This window comes from Arthrobacter bussei, assembly GCF_009377195.2.
GTDB classification, from domain to species: domain Bacteria; phylum Actinomycetota; class Actinomycetes; order Actinomycetales; family Micrococcaceae; genus Arthrobacter_D; species Arthrobacter_D bussei.
In genome coordinates this window covers 223,892-242,434 of sequence record NZ_VJXX01000001.1, presented here as the reverse complement: position 1 = coordinate 242,434, position 18,543 = coordinate 223,892, and the positions used below count along the sequence as shown (strand labels likewise).

16 protein-coding genes and 2 tRNA genes are annotated in these 18,543 nt (G+C 70.1%); 14 read left to right on the top strand and 4 right to left on the bottom strand.

What is annotated here, in order from left to right:
- Nucleotides 1–276: 276 nt before the first annotated feature.
- The gene (locus FNH21_RS01180) at nucleotides 277–1,317 is read right to left on the bottom strand and encodes a hypothetical protein (RefSeq protein ID WP_191931494.1); all 1,041 of its coding nucleotides are present in this window, start codon (nucleotides 1,315–1,317) and stop codon (nucleotides 277–279) included.
- A gap of 208 nt (nucleotides 1,318–1,525) precedes the next feature.
- Between FNH21_RS01180 and FNH21_RS01175 the strand changes: the two genes are divergently transcribed.
- The 8 genes from FNH21_RS01175 to FNH21_RS16860 all read left to right on the top strand — a co-directional run bounded on the left by FNH21_RS01175 (nucleotide 1,526) and on the right by FNH21_RS16860 (nucleotide 9,231).
- Nucleotides 1,526–1,666, top strand: coding sequence for a hypothetical protein (locus tag FNH21_RS01175; protein ID WP_191931493.1), 141 nt, complete (start codon nucleotides 1,526–1,528; stop codon nucleotides 1,664–1,666).
- 249 nt (nucleotides 1,667–1,915) lie between these two features.
- A complete protein-coding gene (locus FNH21_RS01170) occupies nucleotides 1,916–2,689 on the top strand; it encodes a fumarylacetoacetate hydrolase family protein (protein ID WP_055770550.1) in 774 nt (257 codons plus the stop codon).
- Nucleotides 2,690–2,763: 74 nt separating this feature from the next.
- Nucleotides 2,764–4,278, top strand: coding sequence for a glutamate--tRNA ligase (gene gltX, locus FNH21_RS01165; RefSeq protein WP_152811686.1), 1,515 nt, complete (start codon nucleotides 2,764–2,766; stop codon nucleotides 4,276–4,278).
- The gene (locus FNH21_RS01160; protein ID WP_338403109.1) at nucleotides 4,275–5,048 is read left to right on the top strand and encodes an HAD family hydrolase; all 774 of its coding nucleotides are present in this window, start codon (nucleotides 4,275–4,277) and stop codon (nucleotides 5,046–5,048) included. Before gltX ends, FNH21_RS01160 begins: the two co-directional genes overlap by 4 nt.
- Before the next feature lie 69 nt (nucleotides 5,049–5,117).
- A tRNA-Gln gene (locus FNH21_RS01155) sits at nucleotides 5,118–5,189 on the top strand.
- 67 nt (nucleotides 5,190–5,256) lie between these two features.
- Nucleotides 5,257–5,329, top strand: a tRNA-Glu gene (locus tag FNH21_RS01150).
- A gap of 162 nt (nucleotides 5,330–5,491) precedes the next feature.
- A complete protein-coding gene (locus FNH21_RS01145) occupies nucleotides 5,492–7,288 on the top strand; it encodes a dynamin family protein (protein ID WP_152811684.1) in 1,797 nt (598 codons plus the stop codon).
- Nucleotides 7,285–9,231, top strand: a complete 1,947-nt coding sequence (locus FNH21_RS16860; RefSeq protein ID WP_422108731.1) for a GTPase — start codon at nucleotides 7,285–7,287, stop codon at nucleotides 9,229–9,231. Before FNH21_RS01145 ends, FNH21_RS16860 begins: the two co-directional genes overlap by 4 nt.
- A gap of 97 nt (nucleotides 9,232–9,328) precedes the next feature.
- On the opposite strand, the gene FNH21_RS01135 is transcribed toward FNH21_RS16860, so the two are convergent.
- The 3 genes from FNH21_RS01135 to FNH21_RS01125 form a co-directional block, all read right to left on the bottom strand.
- Complete coding sequence (locus tag FNH21_RS01135; RefSeq protein WP_191931492.1) at nucleotides 9,329–9,970, bottom strand: MBL fold metallo-hydrolase; 642 nt, start codon at nucleotides 9,968–9,970, stop codon at nucleotides 9,329–9,331.
- A 142-nt stretch (nucleotides 9,971–10,112) separates the two neighbouring features.
- A complete protein-coding gene (locus FNH21_RS01130; RefSeq protein WP_191931491.1) occupies nucleotides 10,113–10,805 on the bottom strand; it encodes a DUF1697 domain-containing protein in 693 nt (230 codons plus the stop codon).
- 1 nt (nucleotide 10,806) lies between these two features.
- Entirely contained in the window at nucleotides 10,807–11,526 is a 720-nt protein-coding gene (locus tag FNH21_RS01125) for an IclR family transcriptional regulator (protein WP_152811678.1), read from the bottom strand.
- A gap of 158 nt (nucleotides 11,527–11,684) precedes the next feature.
- Here FNH21_RS01125 and leuC point away from each other — a divergent pair, with 158 nt between their 5' ends.
- The 6 genes from leuC (at nucleotide 11,685) to FNH21_RS01095 (ending at nucleotide 18,435) form a co-directional block, all read left to right on the top strand.
- Nucleotides 11,685–13,157, top strand: a complete 1,473-nt coding sequence (gene leuC, locus FNH21_RS01120) for a 3-isopropylmalate dehydratase large subunit (protein WP_152811676.1) — start codon at nucleotides 11,685–11,687, stop codon at nucleotides 13,155–13,157.
- Between the two features lie 10 nt (nucleotides 13,158–13,167).
- Entirely contained in the window at nucleotides 13,168–13,767 is a 600-nt protein-coding gene (leuD, locus tag FNH21_RS01115; RefSeq protein WP_152811673.1) for a 3-isopropylmalate dehydratase small subunit, read from the top strand.
- Between the two features lie 274 nt (nucleotides 13,768–14,041).
- Nucleotides 14,042–15,391, top strand: coding sequence for a UDP-N-acetylglucosamine 1-carboxyvinyltransferase (murA, locus tag FNH21_RS01110; RefSeq protein ID WP_152811671.1), 1,350 nt, complete (start codon nucleotides 14,042–14,044; stop codon nucleotides 15,389–15,391).
- A 13-nt stretch (nucleotides 15,392–15,404) separates the two neighbouring features.
- Nucleotides 15,405–16,199, top strand: a complete 795-nt coding sequence (locus FNH21_RS01105) for a lysophospholipid acyltransferase family protein (RefSeq protein ID WP_152811669.1) — start codon at nucleotides 15,405–15,407, stop codon at nucleotides 16,197–16,199.
- A 95-nt stretch (nucleotides 16,200–16,294) separates the two neighbouring features.
- Entirely contained in the window at nucleotides 16,295–17,302 is a 1,008-nt protein-coding gene (locus tag FNH21_RS01100) for an NAD(P)H-dependent glycerol-3-phosphate dehydrogenase (RefSeq protein WP_191931727.1), read from the top strand.
- A complete protein-coding gene (locus FNH21_RS01095; protein WP_191931490.1) occupies nucleotides 17,299–18,435 on the top strand; it encodes a D-alanine--D-alanine ligase in 1,137 nt (378 codons plus the stop codon). Before FNH21_RS01100 ends, FNH21_RS01095 begins: the two co-directional genes overlap by 4 nt.
- Nucleotides 18,436–18,543: the final 108 nt, after the last annotated feature.

Genomic DNA, 18,543 nt, shown 5'->3' with positions numbered 1-18,543 from the left:
CGACGGGGAAACCCTAGCACCGGGGGAAGGACATCACCGGCAGACCCGGGCCTCGGACCGACCGATTGCGTCCCTGCCGGGAGCGGCGTTCCCACCCCGCCGTGCGGCAGCGATGCCTGCACACGCAGGAGCCCCGGTCGGGGTGGGAGTAATGGGGGAAAACGCCCAGCCCGACCGGGGCCTGAGAAAAACTGTACGGCACGGTCCGCATGACCAGCCACCGACGGCGCCGGCAATCCGTCCTTGACGTCCGCCGGCCACGGCGGAAGCGCCCGGTCAGCCCAAGGCAGCGTCCATGCCCTGGAGTAGACCGCGGGCCTTCGCCGCGCGATCCTCGGCGCCGGACTGCAGGAACAACCCCTCACTGATCGTCAGGTGCTCGCGCGCCGGCTCGACCTCGCGGTTGGACAGCAGAGCCTCGCCGAGCAGGAAATGCGCCTGGGCCGCGGTGTGTGACGCGAGGAGATGCTGATGCTCGATGATGGATGCCAGCTGATCGACCGCAAGGTCGTACTGACCGGTGAGCACGAGCCACTGCGCGCGGGTGAGCTTCAGTTCCAGCCGGTCCCGCTCTGAGCCACCGACGATCGAACTGGCGAGCTCGGCCCGCTCGATGCACTCCAGCGTCTCGGGACCGGTCACAGCGGCGGTGAGTCTCAAGGCAGCCGAGGCACGATTGAATCGGGCCCACAGGGCCAGGTCGTTGCTGGGGGAGAGGTGCTCTGCAGCGAGGCGGTGGTAGGCCACCGCCTCGTCGATGTGCTTGAGGAGGAACGCCACATTGCCGATGGCCCAGTAGCCGAGACCCGTGGTCTGGGTGGGGGGCTCGGTCGCGAGGAGGTCTGCAAGCACCTGACTCTCCTGCCACGCGCCGTCGAGCTGGTCGCTGTCCGCGAGGGACGCGATGAGGGCATTCTGGGCCTCCATCCTGATCGACTTCTGCCCCGGCTCGTCACCGGCCAGCTGCACCGCCGTGCGAGCGGCCGCGACAGCAGGACCCAGGGCGCCGGTGCCCTGGAGGGCGAAGGACTTGAGTGTGGCGACCCTCGCGCTCAGGGCGATCGACGCATGAGTCAGGGGGTGCTCCTCGAGCGTCGCGGCAGTTTCCAGCGAGTCCTGCATCCGGCCCTGCTTCCGCAGCGCCTCGGACACGAGGAACGTGGCGTTCCACCAGGCGGCCTCGTCATTGCAGGCCACTGCCAGATCCGCACCCCGCTCGGCCAATTCCTGGGCGCGTACGAAGTCGCGCTGGTTCCAGGCGTCGCGTGCCTGGAGCTCGATCATGAGCTGTTCGCCTCGGTCGTCCTGCAACGCCACGATCGACTCCCGCCATCGATTCCAACTCTTTGTTTCCACCATATTGGTCCCTCATTCGATCGAAACCGGCGAAACCAAGGAAATGGGCAGTTTTGTCGCAGAAACTGTTACTAAAGTGACTGGAGTGGCTTACGATGTTTTCAGAGCAGGCTGTGGTATGCACAGGCACCTGCTTCAACCACTGTGATCACCCCGAAGGATGTCTACTATGAAGCGCCTCGTCTCCGCCCTCATGCTCTCCGTGTTCCTCGTCTCCGGCACCGCGGCGGTCGCCACGGCGGCCCCCGCCAAGTCGGGCGCCGTTGCCCCTGTCTCGTCGACCGACCGCGTCAACAACTGGCCCTACTGAGCACACTTCCTCTTTCCCTGATCCTCACCGGACAGCGGAGCGAGTCTGCAGAGTAGACCTGATACCGCGGGCACCCTCTTGTGGGGAGGGAGTGCCCGCGGTATCCCCTTTTAAGGCTTCGTCGACAACGCGCACAGGACGTCTATGGACCGCGCACAAATCGAGGATGAACCGTCGATGGATCGTGGAGCGAGTTCAGCGGTACCCGCCGCACTGCCCGGTGGCGATGGCTCAGGCTAGGCTGACGGCATGCGAATTGCACGCTTTGTCGTCGACGACGATCCCATGTTCGGTGTGGTGGACGGTTCCGCCGGTAACGAGGAGGTCGCCGTCATCCAGGGTGATCCCTTCTACAGCGGCGTCCAGCTCACGGGTGCCCGCCATGCGCTCGAGGACGTCCGGCTGCTGGCACCGGTGATCCCGCGCAGCAAGGTCGTGGGCATCGGACGGAACTACGCCGACCACATCCAGGAGATGGGGAGCGAGACACCGGCCGCGCCGCTGATGTTCCTCAAGCCGAACACCTCCGTGATCGGCCCCGGCGATCCGATCATGCTGCCGTCGTTCTCGGACCAGATCTCCTACGAGGCCGAGCTCGCGGTCGTCATCGGCCGCATCTGCAAGGACGTCCCGCTCGAACGCGTCGACGACGTCGTCTTCGGCTACACCTGCGCCAACGACCTGACAGCGCGCGACGTGCAGAAGACCGACGACCAGTGGGCGCGGGCCAAGGGCTTCGACACCTCGTGCCCCATCGGTCCCTGGATCGAGACCGAGCTCGATCCCGAGAACCTCACGGTGCGCGGCACCCTCGACGGCGACCTCCGCCAGGACGGTTCCACGAGCGACATGATCTGGGGGGCACGCGAGCTCGTGGCCTACGTCTCCCAGGCCTTCACCCTCCTTCCCGGTGACATCATCCTCACCGGAACCCCCGCCGGCGTCGGCATGATCACCGACGGCCAGAGATTCGACGTCGACATCGAGGGCATCGGCCGGCTGTCCAACCCGGCACGCCGCTGACGCGCCGCGGCGTCGTGCCCGGGTGGCCCGACGACGCATCCGCGGTGAGAGGTCGCACCTAGACTGGGACCATCATGACTACTGCCGCAGACCTTCCCACCGTCACCGATGCCACGCCCGTCAGGGTCCGATTCTGCCCGTCGCCCACGGGGACGCCCCACGTGGGCCTCATCCGGACGGCCCTCTTCAACTGGGCCTACGCGCGGCACACGGGCGGCAAGCTCGTCTTCCGCATCGAGGACACCGACGCCGCGCGTGACAGCGAGGAGAGCTACCAGCAGCTGCTGGAGGCCATGACCTGGCTCGGCATCGACTGGGACGAGGGCGTCGAGGTCGGCGGTCCGCACGGTCCCTACCGCCAGTCGCAGCGCGGCGACCTCTACCGCGATGTCATCGAGCGGCTCACCGCGGCAGGGCACCTCTACGAATCCTTCTCCACCCCGGAGGAGGTCGAGGAGCGCCATCGCGCCGCCGGCCGCGACGTGAAGCTCGGGTACGACAACCACGACCGCGACCTCACCGAGGAGCAGAAGGACGGCTTCCGTGCGGCGGGCCGTCCCGCGGTCCTCCGGCTACGCATGCCGGACGAGGACATCACCTTCACCGACCTCGTGCGCGGGGAGATCACCTTCCGCTCCGGCAGTGTCCCGGACTTCGCCGTCGTCCGCGCCAACGGCGCACCCCTCTACACGCTGGTGAATCCCGTGGATGACGCCCTCATGGGCATCACCCACGTTCTGCGCGGCGAGGACCTGCTGTCCTCGACCCCACGCCAGGTCGCCCTGTACCGTGCCCTGATCGACGTCGGCGTGGCGCAGTACATGCCGCTGTTCGGACATCTTCCCTACGTGATGGGCCAGGGCAACAAGAAGCTCTCCAAGCGCGACCCCGAGTCCAACCTGTTCCTGCACCGTGAGCGCGGCTTCATCCGCGAAGGGCTCCTCAACTACCTCTCGCTGCTCGGCTGGAGCCTGTCCGCGGACGAGGACATCTTCTCCGTCGAGCAGCTCGTCGAGAAGTTCGATGTACGCGACGTGCTCGCCAACCCGGCGCGCTTCGACCTGAAGAAGGCCGAGGCCATCAACGGGACCCACGTCCGCCTGCTCGATCCCGCCGAGTTCCGCAGCCGTCTCCTGCCGTACCTGGCAGCGGCCGGCGTCATCGGTAGCGAACCGACGGATCAGGAGCTGAGGATCATCGCGGCCGCCGGACCCCTCATCCAGGAACGCATCACGCTGCTCGGCGAGGCGCCCGAGATGCTCGCCTTCCTCTTCAAGGCCGACGACGCGATCGACATCGCCGACGATGCACGGAAGGGGCTGCCGGAGAACCTGGGCGAGGTGCTCGGCGCGACGCTCGATGCGCTCGAAGGGTGCGCGGAGTGGCAGGCGGAGCCCCTGCAGGCCGCATTGCGGGCCGCCCTCGTCGACACCCTGGGGCTGAAGCCGCGGGTCGCCTTCGGCCCGGTGCGCACCGCGATCTCGGGGCGCAGGATCTCGCCGCCGCTGTTCGAGTCGATGGTGATCCTCGGTCGCGAGTCCTCGATCGCCCGCGTGCGCGCTCTGCAGGCGACGGTCCCGCAGGCGTGACGACGTCCGATCGCCTGGGCGGGCAGGATCCCGGGCCTGCGCCCGTGCACGGCGTCCTCTTCGACATCGACGACACCCTGGTCGATCTCGAGCGGGCCATGGGGCACACCCTGCAGGCCATTCCCGATCCCGCGCTCGACCACCTCGGCGACGATGACTGGGTCCGCTACAAGGCCCTGTACACCACGGATCCGCAGCGCCATTACGACCGCTTCCTCGCCGGTGAGCTGACCTTCGAGGAGCAGCGCGTGCACCGCGTGCGCCATGCCCGGTCCGGTTTCACGCCGGAGCCCTTCCTCGGGCAGATGGCCGACGCGTGGGTACGTGCCTACGAGCAGACCCTCCCGCTGCACTTCAGGCAGTACGACGACGTGGCGCCCCTCCTCGACGCCCTGGACGCCCGGACCGTCCCCTACGGCGCCGTGAGCAACAACGTGCATGACTACCAGCGGGCGAAGCTGGACCGCGCCGGGCTCGAGCGGATCCGGATCCTCGTCGGCATCGACACGGTTGGCGTCGCGAAGCCGGATCCGGCGATCTACCTCGAAGGTGCGCGACTGCTGGGCACGGATCCCGCACGGACGCTCTACGTCGGTGATAATCGGCTCATCGACGCCGTCGGCGCGCAGCAGGCCGGGCTGCGCGGGGTCTGGCTGGACCGCTCCGGCACCGGTACGGACGTCCCCGATGCGCCCGAGGGACCCGACCTGCACGTGCCACGGATCAGGGGGCTGGCGTCCGTTTTGCAGTTCCTGCCCTCCGTCCGGTAAAGTTGTTTCTCGGCGCGGAGCGGTTACGCGAACGAAACCCGGCAAGATCAGGGCTTCGAAATGTGCCATTGGGGTATGGTGTAATTGGCAACACACTGGTTTCTGGTACCAACATTCTAGGTTCGAGTCCTGGTACCCCAGCGCACTCCGGCCCTCGCGGGCGGGATGGCACAAGCAGTCAGAAGTTCGAGTAAGATGGAAAAGTACTGGCCCCATCGTATAGCGGCCTAGTACGCTGCCCTCTCACGGCGGTAACGCGGGTTCGAATCCCGCTGGGGTCACAGCAGTCCTCACGGACACCGAAGAACGTCCCGGACATCATCACGATGTCCGGGACGTTCTGCGTTAAGCAGGTCGGCGGGCCGGGGGGAAACAGCGTGCGGTGGCGCGGTGACGGGATGGAGATTCCCGGCCGGTCCGGGGTCGGCTGGCATGATGGGTCCATGAGCGCACCCTCCCTCGCCGGCGACGCACGCGGGCTCCCTCCCCTCCTCCGGGAGGTCCGTGGTGCACTGGAGGAGCTCACCTTCCCCCTGGACCTGCCGACCTCGGTCGAGGCTCGGTCCTCCGCCGCGGCCGCCCGTGCCCAGCTGAACGACTACATCCTGCCGAGGCTCGCCAGCCTCGACGCACCCCTGGTCGCCGTGGTCGGGGGATCGACGGGCGCGGGGAAGTCCACGCTGGTCAACGCGCTCGTGGGTCGACCGGTCTCCGTCGCGGGCGCCGTCCGGCCGACCACGCGGCAGCCACTGCTCCTCCACCATCCCGACGACGGAGCGTGGTTCGACGACGCACGGATCCTGCCCACCCTGAGCCGGGTACGGTTGGCCGCCGATGACGGAGTGGAGGAAGGCGGCACGGCCATCGATCCGGGCCGCCCACAGCTCCACCGGGCCACGGGCGCGGACACCCTGCTCCTGCGGCCCATGACTGGCCTCCCCGCAGGACTCGCGCTGCTCGACGCGCCCGACGTCGATTCCATCGCCGATGAGAATCGCCGGCTCGCGGGGCAGTTGCTCGCCGCGGCGGATCTGTGGATCTTCGTCACGACGGCCAACCGCTACGCGGATGCGGTGCCGTGGAAGCTCCTGGCGGAGGCGGGACGGCGGGACGTGCTCGTCGCCGTCGTGCTCGACCGCGTGCCGACCGGCGTGGAGGAGGAGATCCGCGGCGACCTCCTCACCCTGCTCGCAGCCGAGAACCTCGGTCATGCCCCGATTTTCGTGGTGCCCGAGGTGCGGCTGGACGCGACACGGATGCTCCCGCCGGAGACGGTCGAGCCGATTTCCCGCTGGCTGCAGGCCCTGGCGGCCGACGCGGAGGGCCGCCGCGATATCGCCCGAAGGACCGTCGGGGGAGCCATGCGCGCCCTCGCCGGACGCATCGATGCCATCGCGGACGCGGTCCTGCAGGAACAGGCGGTGGGGGACTCCCTCCGGGCGTCCCTGGATTCCGCGTACCGCGACGCGCTCGCCGATGTCCTCGCCGCGACCAAGGACGGCAGGCTGCTCCGCGGGGAGGTCCTGGCCCGCTGGCAGGACTTCGTGGGGACCGGCGAGTTCATGCGTGGCCTGGAGACGAGGATCGGTCGCGCACGCGACCGCGTGACGGCCTTCTTCACCGGCAGGCCCGCGCCCGCCTCGACGGTCGCAGAGGCGATCGGCAGCGGTCTGCAGACCGTCATCACGGAGCAGGCGGCCCGGGCGGACGAGGCGACGCGACGGCGGTGGCGCTCGGACCAGGCCGGTGCCACACTGCTGCGGGATGTCCCTCCGTGGCGTGCGGACGACGTCGGCGTGCAGGTGGCGCGCGAGATCCGCGCCTGGCAGCAGGACCTCCTCCGCCTGGTCCAGGCGGAAGGCGCGGACAAGCGCTTCACCGCGAGGATGCTCTCCTTCGGCGTCAACGGGATCGCCGTGGCCCTCATGGTGGTGGTCTTCGCCTCGACCGGTGGATTGACCGGCGGTGAGCTCGGGATCGCCGGTGCCTCGGCCATCGCGGGCCAGAAGCTGCTCGAAGCCGTCTTCGGCGACGACGCCGTCCGGCGGCTCACGGCGACGGCACGCACGAACCTCTCCGCCCGTGTCGAAGGATTGTTCCGCGAGGAGCGCGCTCCCTTCGAGGCGTCGCTGGCGCCCCTCACGCACCAGACCCCGGCGGAGTCGCTCCGGGTGCTCACGCGCAGGCTGCGCACGGCGCTGCCCGCAGGGCAGCACATGTCGGCGGAGGGTGAGGCGTGAGCCGACGCCGGGAAGCCGTGGTGGAGGCGCCGCTCGCAACGAGGCTCACCGTCGTCCTCGACCACCTTCAGGATGCGTACGAGCTCGGGCTGGACCGGTTGCCGGGGGATCACCTCGACCGGCTCGCCGTGGCCCTGGACCGGGCCGGCGCGCGCCGCTCGCTGTCCGCCGACCACACCGTCGTCGGCGTGTTCGGTCCGACCGGCAGCGGGAAGTCCTCCCTGGTGAACGCGCTGAGCGGCACGGCTGCGGCTCGCGTGGCCGCCCGTCGTCCGACGACGTCGGAACCCCTGGCCCTCGTCTGGGGGAGGCAGGGGAGCGACGAGCTGCTCGACTGGCTCGATGTGCGCCAGCGGGTGGAACTACCCGATGGCACGCCTCTCGTCCCGGGGGTCGCGATCAACGACGGGCACGACGACGGGCTCGACGACGACGACGGCGGGGGCGAGGCCGGCCCTGCTGTCCGGAATCACGGCGAGGCCGCTCAGTCCTCTTCCGATGCAGGCACTGGTACGGGGAGTGTCGCGGGGAGTGGCGCGGGTAGTGGCGCGGGTAGTGGCGCGGGCGCGATAGGGGATTCCGGCGGCGCCGGTGGTGCCCGCCGCACAGGCTTCCTGCGCAGGCTGCGGCGCCGTCCGGCTGCGCCGTCGACCGTCCACACCGCGCCACCCGCGCCACCCGCGGCACCTGCTGAGCCGTTGCACGAGGGTCCGGGGCTGATCCTGCTCGACCTGCCGGACTTCGACTCCACCGCCCTCGCGCACCGAGGAGTCGTGGACCGCCTGACCGGGCAGGTGGACGTCCTGCTGTGGGTCGTGGATCCGCAGAAGTACGCGGACGCCGCCCTGCATCACGACTTCCTCCGCGGCCTCGCCACCCATGAAGCGGTGACCCTGGTGGCGCTCAACCAGGCGGACCGCCTCGAGCCGCAGGATGTCCCGGCCGTCACCGCGTCCCTCTCGGCCATCCTCGCCGGTGAGGGCCTGCGGAACGTCGTGGTGGTGCCGGTCTCGGCCAGGACAGGGCTCGGCATCGATGTCCTGGCGGATCAGATCCGCGCGCTCGCGCAGACCCGCGCCGCTGCGACGCGCAGGATGGCCGCTGATGCCGCCCGTTCCGCCGCCGAACTCCTGCCCTTCGCCCCGGATCACCCGGTCCGGCCGCCGTCGGACGCCGCCCGGGAGGCGCTGGCGGACGAACTCGGAACGGCGGCCGGCGTCCGCGTGGTGGTGGACGCCGTGCGCAGCTCCTATCGCCGTGACGCCCACGCCACTGCCGGCTGGCCCGTGACCCGCTGGGTCGCCGGGCTCCGCCCCGATCCGCTGCGCCGCCTGAACCTCCGGTCCCGCGACCTCGCGCCCGAGCTGCGGACGTCATCACTGCCGCTCGCGCAGCCGGCGCAGCGCGCGCGTGTCGATCACGCACTGCGGGTCTTCGGGGATGCAGCGGCGGGGGACGCCGTCGAGCCGTGGCGGACATCCATCCGTGACGTGGCCCGCGGCACCGCGGACCACGTCACCGACGACCTCGATTCCGCTGTCACCGGCACGGATCTGGAGACCGGCGGGCGAGCCTGGTGGAGCGGCTTCGGGGTCCTCCAGTGGGTGGCCTTCGCGGCCCTCGTCGCCGGCCTGGCCTGGCTCGGCGTGCTCGCGGTCCTGGGGTTCCTCCAGCTGCCCGCCATCGACGTCCCGCGCGTCGAGGGCTTCCCCGTCCCCACGCTGCTCATCCTCGGGGGGCTCGCCGCGGGGCTCCTGCTCGGGGTCCTGGCCGCACTCCTCGCGCGCTGGGGCGCGGCCCGGCGCGCTTCCCGCGTGCGCCGGCGACTCCTCGCAGCCTGTTCACGCGTGGCCGACGACGCCGTGCTGCTCCCTGTCGCCCGTGAGGTAGGACGGTGCAATGCCTTCGGATCCGCCGTGCAAGCCGCCTCGTCCGGCCGGTGAGGATGCCCGGCGCGGACGACCGGTGAGGACGACCACCGAGGACGGGTGCTGAGGACGGGCGCTGTGGACCGGCGCTGAGGACGGGCGCGCCCCGGTATCAGGAGGCCGCGGTACGGGCGATCGGGCTGTGGCCGGAGCAGACCCACTCGACCGACCCGGTGCGGATCCGTTCGGCGAGGAGCTGCACGGTGCGTGCAGCGACCGCCCGGTCGTTGATCAGCGGAGCGTAGAAGTCGCGGAGCGTGCCGTCCGCTCCGACCAGCGCGGCATCACCGGTGAACAGGACGCCACGCCACTGGTAGGCGTAGTGGCCGGGTGTGTGACCCGGCGCCGGCAGGTACTCCAGGCCCGAGAAGATCTCGCCGGAGCCGTCGAGCTCCCGGGCACCCTCGGGGAGGGTCACGCGCGCAACCCGCTGCAGGAGCTTCCGGAACAGGGTCTTCGGCGTCAGCCGTCCGCGGAGCACGTCGGCGTCCGCCGCGCCGATCCACACGGTCGCTCCCAGGGCCGCCTGGAGCCTGGCGGCCACCTGTGCGTGGTCGACGTCGTAGTGGGTCAGGACGATATCGGTGATGCGGCCCGTCGTCTCCTCGTTGGCGCGCAGCTCCGCGAGGACGCCGTCGAACCCCGACGTCATCCCCGGGTCGATGACGGCAGCGCGTCCCGCCCCGGCCACGACGAAACCGTGCGACCCCTTCTGGTGTTCGAGGCGGTAGCAATCCTGGGCGATGAGGCGCATGTCTGTCCTTCTGCTGGTTCTCCGGGGTCGGCGCGAGCGGAGGGATCCGCTCGCCGGCTCATGCATCCGGGCGCCGCTCGGCCCTCCGGCGACAGGTCCCATTGTGCCGCTCCTCGTCGATCCGGTGCGTCCGGTCGTCCCGTCACGCGTCGAGCAGCCGGAGGACCCTGTGCACGGTGTTGATGTTGCGGGTGGTCGAGACGGCGGCGTAGCGGGACCGCGCCAGGATCTTGGCGAGGGGCATATCGGTGGAGCTGCCCTTCGGTGAGCGCCAGGCGACCGCGGGAGCGCCCTCGAGGAGGACGGGTCGGTCGGCGAGGTCGCGTGCCTCCGCGAGGAGTGCGTCGCGCTCGGCAGGCTCGGTGAAGAAGGTCACGTACGTGTGCTGATCCGGGGGCGCGGCAGGAGCCGTCCGATCGCCTCCGGGGTCGGCGGCCCCCACCGGCACGGATGCTGCCAGGTTCACCAGGTCGCCGTGCTCGACGACGACGACCCACGCCTCGTACGCGAAGCGGCGGCGCAGGGCGTCCTGGACGGCCGTCCTCAACGCCTGCGGGTCGAGATCCGAGGTACAGGTGGCATTGCCGCTCGCGAGGACCGTCGCCACGTCCCGGAGGGGCAGCCCGGCGAGGAGTTCCCGCAAATCCGCCATCCGCAGGGTGATCCCGCCGACGTTGACGCCCCGCAGGAAGACGGCGTAACGGCGGGACGGCGCCGTGTCACCCCGTAGGTCCGTCCCGGAGGCCGGCGCCGGGCCGTCGCTCCCGAGGCCGGGGGCCGGCGCAGGAGGGGCCGTGTCTCGCCGCGGGGAGTCCGCTGGTGCTCCGGAGGCCATGTCAGTCGGCGGCCTTGCCGACGGCCAGGGTGAGTTGGCGGGCGGCGCCGGAGACGACTTCCGCATGGATCCGGCCGGGCTGCCGCGTCAGCCGTTCCATGGGTCCCGAGATCGAGACGGCAGCGATGACCCGCCCGGACGGTCCCCTGACCGGTGCGGACACCGAGGCGACACCGGCCTCCCGCTCGCCGAGGCTCTGGGCCCAGCCCCGGCGTCGTACGCCGGCCAGGACCGTCGGCGTGAAGCGGGCGTTCTGCAGGCCCTTCAGGAGGCGGTCGTGGTCCTCCCAGGCCAGCAGGCACTGAGCCGCCGACCCGGCGCGCATGGACAGCTGTGTCCCGACGGGGATGGTGTCCCGCAGGCCCACCGGCCGCTCGGCGGAGGCGACGCAGACGCGCCAGTCGCCCTGCCGCCGGAAGAGCTGCGCGCTCTCCCCGGTCGCGTCGCGGAGGCCCAGCAGGACCGGCCCCGCGGCGGCGATCAGGCGGTCCTCGCCGGCTGCCGACGCCAGCTCGACGAGCCTGCTGCCGAGGACGAAGCGGCCCTGCATGTCGCGGCCCACGAGCCGGTGGTGGGTGAGGGCCAGCGCGAGGCGGTGGACCGTCGGCCGCGCGAGGCCCGTCGAGGAGACCAGCTGGGCGAGCGTCGTGGGTCCGGCTTCGAGCGCATCGAGTACGAGCGCGGCCTTGTCGATGACACCGACGCCGCTAGAATTGTCCATAGGATGATATTGCCGTCTCATTATCTGAGACGCAAGCCGTCCGGCTGGCTCCGGCCCGCTGCCGCTGGTTGAGTGGGAGGCACCGGGGAGCCCTTGCGACTAACACGTTCGGGGAACAGCCCGGGGAGACATCGAGGAATAGAGTGAGGACGACCGTCATGGGTAAGACACTGGCAGAGAAGGTCTGGGACGCACACGTGGTCCGCAAGGGCGACGTCGTCGGCGCCGAGGCCCAGCCCGACCTCCTCTACATCGACCTGCACCTCGTGCACGAGGTGACCTCCCCGCAGGCCTTCGAGGGCCTCCGCCTCGCCGGGCGACCGCTGCGCCGTCCCGACCTGACGATCGCCACCGAGGACCACAACACGCCAACGCTCGACATCGACAAGCCGATCGCCGACCTCACGAGCCGTACCCAGATCGACACCCTGCGGGCCAACTGCCGGGAGTTCGGCGTCCGGCTGCACTCGCTGGGCGACGCCGAGCAGGGCATCGTCCACGTGGTGGGTCCGCAGCTCGGTCTGACCCAACCGGGCCTCACCGTCGTCTGCGGTGATTCGCACACCTCGACGCACGGGGCCTTCGGTGCCCTCGCCATGGGCATCGGCACCTCGGAGGTGGAGCACGTCATGGCCACACAGACGCTCTCCCTGAAGCCGTTCCGGACGATGGGCATCACGGTCGAGGGGACGCTCAAGCCGGGTGTCACCTCGAAGGACATCATCCTCGCGGTCATCGCGAAGATCGGCACGGGCGGCGGCCAGGGCTACGTGCTCGAGTACCGCGGGTCGGCCATCCGGTCGCTGTCCATGGAAGCCCGCATGACCATCTGCAACATGTCCATCGAGGCGGGAGCCCGCGCCGGCATGGTGGCGCCGGACGAGATCACCTTCGACTACCTGAAGGGGCGGCCGCACGCACCGCAGGGCGCGGACTGGGACGCCGCCGTCGCCGACTGGCGCGAACTGCGCACGGACGACGACGCCGTCTTCGACGCCGAGGTGTTCCTCGACGCGAACGAACTCGAGCCCTTCGTCACCTGGGGTACCAACCCGGGTCAGGGCGTCTCGCTCTCGCAGTCCGTCCCGGCACCGGAGGACTTCGCCGACGAGAACGACAGGGCCGCCTGCAGCAGGGCGCTGGAGTACATGGCCCTCGAGCCCGGAACGGCCATGAAGGACATCCGCGTGGACACCGTGTTCCTCGGCTCCTGCACCAACAGCCGGATCGAGGATCTCCGCATTGCCGCGGACATCATCCGCGGACGTGAGAAGGATCCCGCGATCCGGATGATGGTGGTGCCGGGCTCGGCCCGTGTCCGCCTGCAGGCGGAGGCCGAGGGGCTGGACCGCGTCTTCAAGGACTTCGGCGCCGAATGGCGCTTCGCCGGGTGCTCCATGTGCCTGGGGATGAACCCGGACCAGCTCGCCCCGGGGGAGCGCTGCGCCTCGACCTCGAACCGCAACTTCGAAGGACGCCAGGGCAAGGGTGGGCGCACGCACCTCGTCTCGCCCGTCGTCGCCGCTGCGACGGCCGTCCGCGGCACCCTGAGTTCGCCGTCGGACCTCGGCCCGCTACCCGGTGGCACCGGTGTCCACCACATGATCCCGTCCTCCGTCCCTGCCGCCTAGGAGCCGTTCCATGGAGAAGATCACCACGCACACCGGGATCGGCGTGCCGCTGCGCCAGAGCAACATCGACACCGACCAGATCATCCCCGCGGTCTACCTCAAGCGGATCACCCGCACGGGCTTCGAGGATGCGCTCTTCGCCGAGTGGCGCAAGGACAGGGAGTTCATCCTGAACCGCGAGCCCTACACCCGCGGCTCGGTGCTCGTCGCCGGCCCGGACTTCGGCACCGGGTCCTCCCGCGAGCACGCCGTCTGGGCGCTGAAGGACTACGGGTTCCGTGCCGTGCTCTCCTCCCGGTTCGCGGACATCTTCCGGGGCAACTCGGGGAAGCAGGGGCTCGTCGCGGCGCAGGTCGCCCAGGACGACATCGAACTGATCTGGAAGGTGCTCGAGAACGAGCCGGGCACCACGGTGACCGTGGACCTCGAGGCCCGCACCGTCCAGTGCGGCGCGGTCAGCGCACCCTTCCAGCTGGACGACTACACGCGCTGGCGGCTCCTCGAGGGCCTCGACGACATCGGGCTCACGCTGCGGCAGGAGGAGCACATCACGTCCTTCGAGGCCCGGCGCCCGTCCCACAAGCCTGTGACGCTGCCCGCGCGCTCCTGAGCGGCGCACCCCGGAGGCAGCGGCTGCGGCGTCGGCTGCGGCGTCGGCTGCTGCGCCGGCTCGGGGTGTCGGCTGGGTATCAGCCGGGGTGTCGGGCACATCACGGGCCGACGGACGACGGACAGGAATGCCGACGCACCCTCACCGGTTGCTCTCACCGAACAGGGAGTGCACCCAGTACCCTTGTATTTCTGTCTGCTCCGTGGTGCTCCTATGCTTGTAACGAGCATTTTCGAGTCCGCGGGGGTTCAACGTATGAGGAAACTAGGTATCCATGGGTAGCGTTCTGACCATTCGCGGCGGCATTCCGTTGAGGGGCAAGGTATCGGTTCGCGGTGCGAAGAACCTCGTCCCGAAGGCCATGGTCGCGTCACTCCTCGGCAACACGCCGTCGGTCCTCCGGAACGTGCCGGAGATCAAGGACGTCGACGTCGTCACCAGCCTCCTGCAGCTGCACGGCGTGAAGGTGACGAAGGATCCCGTGACCGGGGACCTCACCATGGACCCCAGCGACGCGAAGATGGCCCGCTCCAAGGACATCGACGCCCACGCCGGCGACTCGCGCATCCCCATCCTCTTCTGCGGTCCACTGATGCACAGCATCGGTGAGGCATTCATCCCCGATCTCGGCGGCTGCAAGATCGGTGACCGCCCCATCGACTACCACCTCGAGGTGCTCCGCAACTTCGGCGCCGTCGTCGACAAGCGACCCGGTGGCATCTCCATCTCCGCTCCCAAGGGCCTCCACGGCGCGAAGCTGACGCTCCCGTACCCCAGCGTCGGCGCGACCGAGCAGGTGCTCCTCACCGCCATCCGCGCCGACGGCATCACCGAGCTCTCCGGTGCCGCCGTCGAGCCCGAGATCATGGATCTCATCGCCGTCCTGCAGAAGATGGGCGCGATCATCACGGTGCAGACGGACCGCGTGATCCGCATCGAGGGGGTGAAGGAGCTCACCGGCTACAACCACAAGGCCATCTCGGACCGCAACGAGACCGCATCCTGGGCGTCCGCAGCCCTCGTGACCCAGGGTGACATCTACGTCGAGGGCGCCCGCCAGCTGGACCTCACGGCCTTCCTCAACACCTACCGGAAGATCGGCGGCGCGTTCGACGTCGACGACGACGGCATCCGCTTTTACCACCCGGGCGGTCCGCTCTCGCCGCTGGTCCTCGAGACCGATGTGCACCCCGGCTTCATGACCGACTGGCAGCAGCCGCTCGTCGTCGCGCTGACCCAGGCGGCGGGCGTGTCGATCGTGCACGAGACGGTGTACGAGAACCGCTTCGGCTTCACGGAGGCCCTCATCCGCATGGGCGCGAACATCCAGGTGCACCGTGAATGCCTCGGCAGCGTGCCGTGCCGGTTCGGGCAGCGCAATTTCCTCCACTCCGCCGTCATCTCCGGACCCACCCAGCTCCGCGGGGCCGACATCGACGTCCCCGACCTGCGCGGCGGCTTCAGCCACCTCATCGCCGCGCTCGCGGCCGACGGCGTCTCCCGGGTCACCGGGATCGAGCTGATCAACCGCGGGTACGAGCGCTTCCAGGACAAGCTCGAGGGCCTCGGCGCCGACTTCGACGTCACGGAGGATGCCCCGGCTGACGCCGTGGCAGTCTCCTAGGCGGTTCCGGCACATGGGGGAACCACGGGGTTCGCGCGCCATGTTCACCTTCCTCGCCTCCTGGGTGAGGCCCGTCATGAACGCCATGATGGCCAAGGAGTGGCGGGGCCAGGAGCGGCTTCCGCAGGGAACCGGCATGATCGTCTGCCCGAACCACGTGACCGAGATCGATCCGATCGTGGTGGGCCACTTCCTGTACAACCAGGGCGTCATGCCGCACTTCATGGCGAAGGCGTCGCTCTTCTCGGTGCCCGTCATCGGATCCATCCTGCGCGTCATCCGCCAGGTGCCGGTGGAGCGCAGCTCCGCCGGAGCCAACCGCTCACTGGAGGCCGCGCGCGAGGTGCTCGCGGACAACGGCGGCATCATCATCTACCCCGAGGGCACGCTCACGCGGGATCCCGACATGTGGCCGATGAAGGGGCGGACGGGTGCGGCGCGGCTCGCCCTGCAGACGGGGGCGCCCGTGGTACCGATCGCGCAGTGGGGGGCCCACGAGGTCTTCCCCCGCTACGCCAAGCGCTTCCACCTGATCCCGCGCAAGCGTGCCCGCGTGCTCGTCGGCGACCCCGTGGACCTCAGCGAGTTCCGTGGTGCCCCGCTGACCCGCACCACCCTCGACGCCGCGACGGAGCGCATCCTCGATGCGATCACGGAGCTGCTCGCCGAGCTGCGCGGTGAGCCGTCGCCCACGGAGCGCTGGGATCCGGCCGCGAAGCAGCAGAAGTCGACCGGCCGTGATTTCGGTGCGACGGGCGGGAACGCCGGGGATCCGCCGTCCGCGGAAGAGTCGGGAGCTGCATCGTGAGCGGTCCGGAGACCGGCGCGCCCGGCACTGCCCACCACGCCGTCGCGGAGCGCCCCGGCGGGCAGCGGACACGACCCGACGGTGCACCCCGAAAGATCGCCGTCCTCGGCTCCGGGAGCTGGGGGACCACCTTCGCGAAGGTCCTGGCCGATGCTGCTCCGGACACCGATGTCATGCTCTGGTCCCGACGCCCGGAGGTGGCGGAGGAGATCTCGGTGCACCACCGTAACTCGCGATACCTCGGGGACACCCTCCTGCCGGGCAACGTCTCCGCCTCGGCGGTCATCGACGCCGTCCTCGCGGACAGCGACCTCGTGGTCCTCGCCGTCCCCGCGCAGACGCTGCGCGCCCAACTGCCCGCCTGGCGGCCCCTCATCCCGCCCCACGCCGTCGTCGTGTCCCTCATGAAGGGCCTCGAGGTCGGCACGGACGCGCGCATGAGCGAGGTGATCGCAGAGGAGCTCGCGCTGCCGCCCGAACGGATCGCTGTGCTGTCCGGGCCGAACCTGGCCATGGAGATCGCCCGGGAGGAGCCGACGGCGTCGGTCGTCGCGTGTCCCGACCACGACACGGCGACCTGGATCGCCGCCGCGTGCACGGCCTCCTACTTCCGCCCGTACACCTCGACGGACGTGATCGGGGTCGAGATCGGCGGCATCGTCAAGAACGTGATCGCGCTGGCGGTCGGCATCTGCGAGGGCCGCCGCATGGGTGACAACACCAAGGCCTCCGTCATCACGCGCGGCCTCGCGGAGACCACGCGCCTCGCCGTGGCCCTGGGTGGGCGCCCCGAGACCATGGCGGGACTGGCGGGCATGGGCGACCTCATCGCCACGTGCTCCTCCGCCCTCTCGCGCAACCACACCGCCGGGCACCTGCTCGGTCAGGGGCTGACCCTCGACCAGGTGACGGTGCGCATGAACCAGACCGCGGAGGGCATCAAGTCGGCGCAGGCCGTCCTCGACTCCGCGACGAAGCTCGGCGTCGACATGCCCATCACCGCGAGTGTGGTGGCCGTGCTGCAGGGACGCCTCTCCGTCAACGACCTCGGGCCGCGCCTGCTGGCCCGCAACCTCAAGCCGGAAGGCGATCACGCACCGTGACCACCGAGACTCCAGCCCCGTCCAAGCCCCGCGTCCTCGTCCTGTTCGGCGGCCGATCCAGCGAGCACGCGGTCAGCTGCGTGACCGCGGCGGGTGTCCTCGAGGCCATCGACCGCTCGCGCTACGACGTCATCCCGGTGGGCATCGCGAAGAGCGGCCAGTGGTCGCTCGTCTCGGCCGATCCTGCGGCCTGGTCGCTCCGTTCCGACGTCCTGCCCGAGGTGACCGCGACCGCGCAGGCCGTGGTGATGGGTACCGCAGACGGTGGTGCGGGACAGGAACTCCTCGTGGCCGCGCCCGGGTCAGTGCCCGAGAGCCTCGGCGGGGTGGACGTGGTGCTGCCCCTGCTGCACGGCCCGTTCGGCGAGGACGGCACCCTGCAGGGCCTGCTCGAGATGGCCGACATGCGGTACGTCGGCGCAGGTGTGCTGGCCTCCGCGGTCGGGATGGACAAGCACTTCATGAAGGTCGTGTTCGCCGCCGCGGGCCTCGAGGTGGGTCCCTATACCGTGATCTCGGACCGGCAGTGGCGCACGGAGCCCGAGGACTCCTGCGAGCGGGCCGCGGCCCTCGGCTTCCCCCTGTTCGTCAAGCCGGCGCGTGCGGGCTCCTCGATGGGCATCAGCCGGGTCGAGGACCCCGACGGGCTCCGCGCCGCGATCGAGAAGGCGCGGGCATTCGATCCCAAGGTGGTGATCGAGGCCGGTATCGAGGGCCGTGAGATCGAGGTCGCCGTGCTGCAGGGCCGGGGCCTCGACGGCCCGCGGACGTCCCTGCCCGGCGAGATCGCCATGCAGCCGGGCGATCACGCGTGGTACGACTTCGAGGCCAAGTACGTGGACGGTGCAGCCGCGGAGCTGTCCTGCCCGGCTGATCTCCCCGACGACGTCCTCGACTGCGTCCGGGTCCTCGCCGGGGAGGCGTTCGACGCGATCGGCGGTGAGGGGCTCTCACGCGTCGACTTCTTCTACACGCCGGACGGTCGGCTGGTCATCAACGAGATCAACACCATGCCGGGCTTCACGCCGATCAGCATGTATCCGCAGATGTGGGCGAAATCCGGTCTCGGCTACACCGAACTCATCGACGAACTGATCGGGCTGGCGCTGGAGCGGAGTACCGGGCTGCGCTGACATCGCGGTGCTCGTTGCGGTGCTCGACGCGGTTGGCGCGGTGTACGCGGTCAGCCCGAAGCGCGGCATCGTGCCGTCCGGCCCTGCCGGATCCGATTCGCCCCGGTC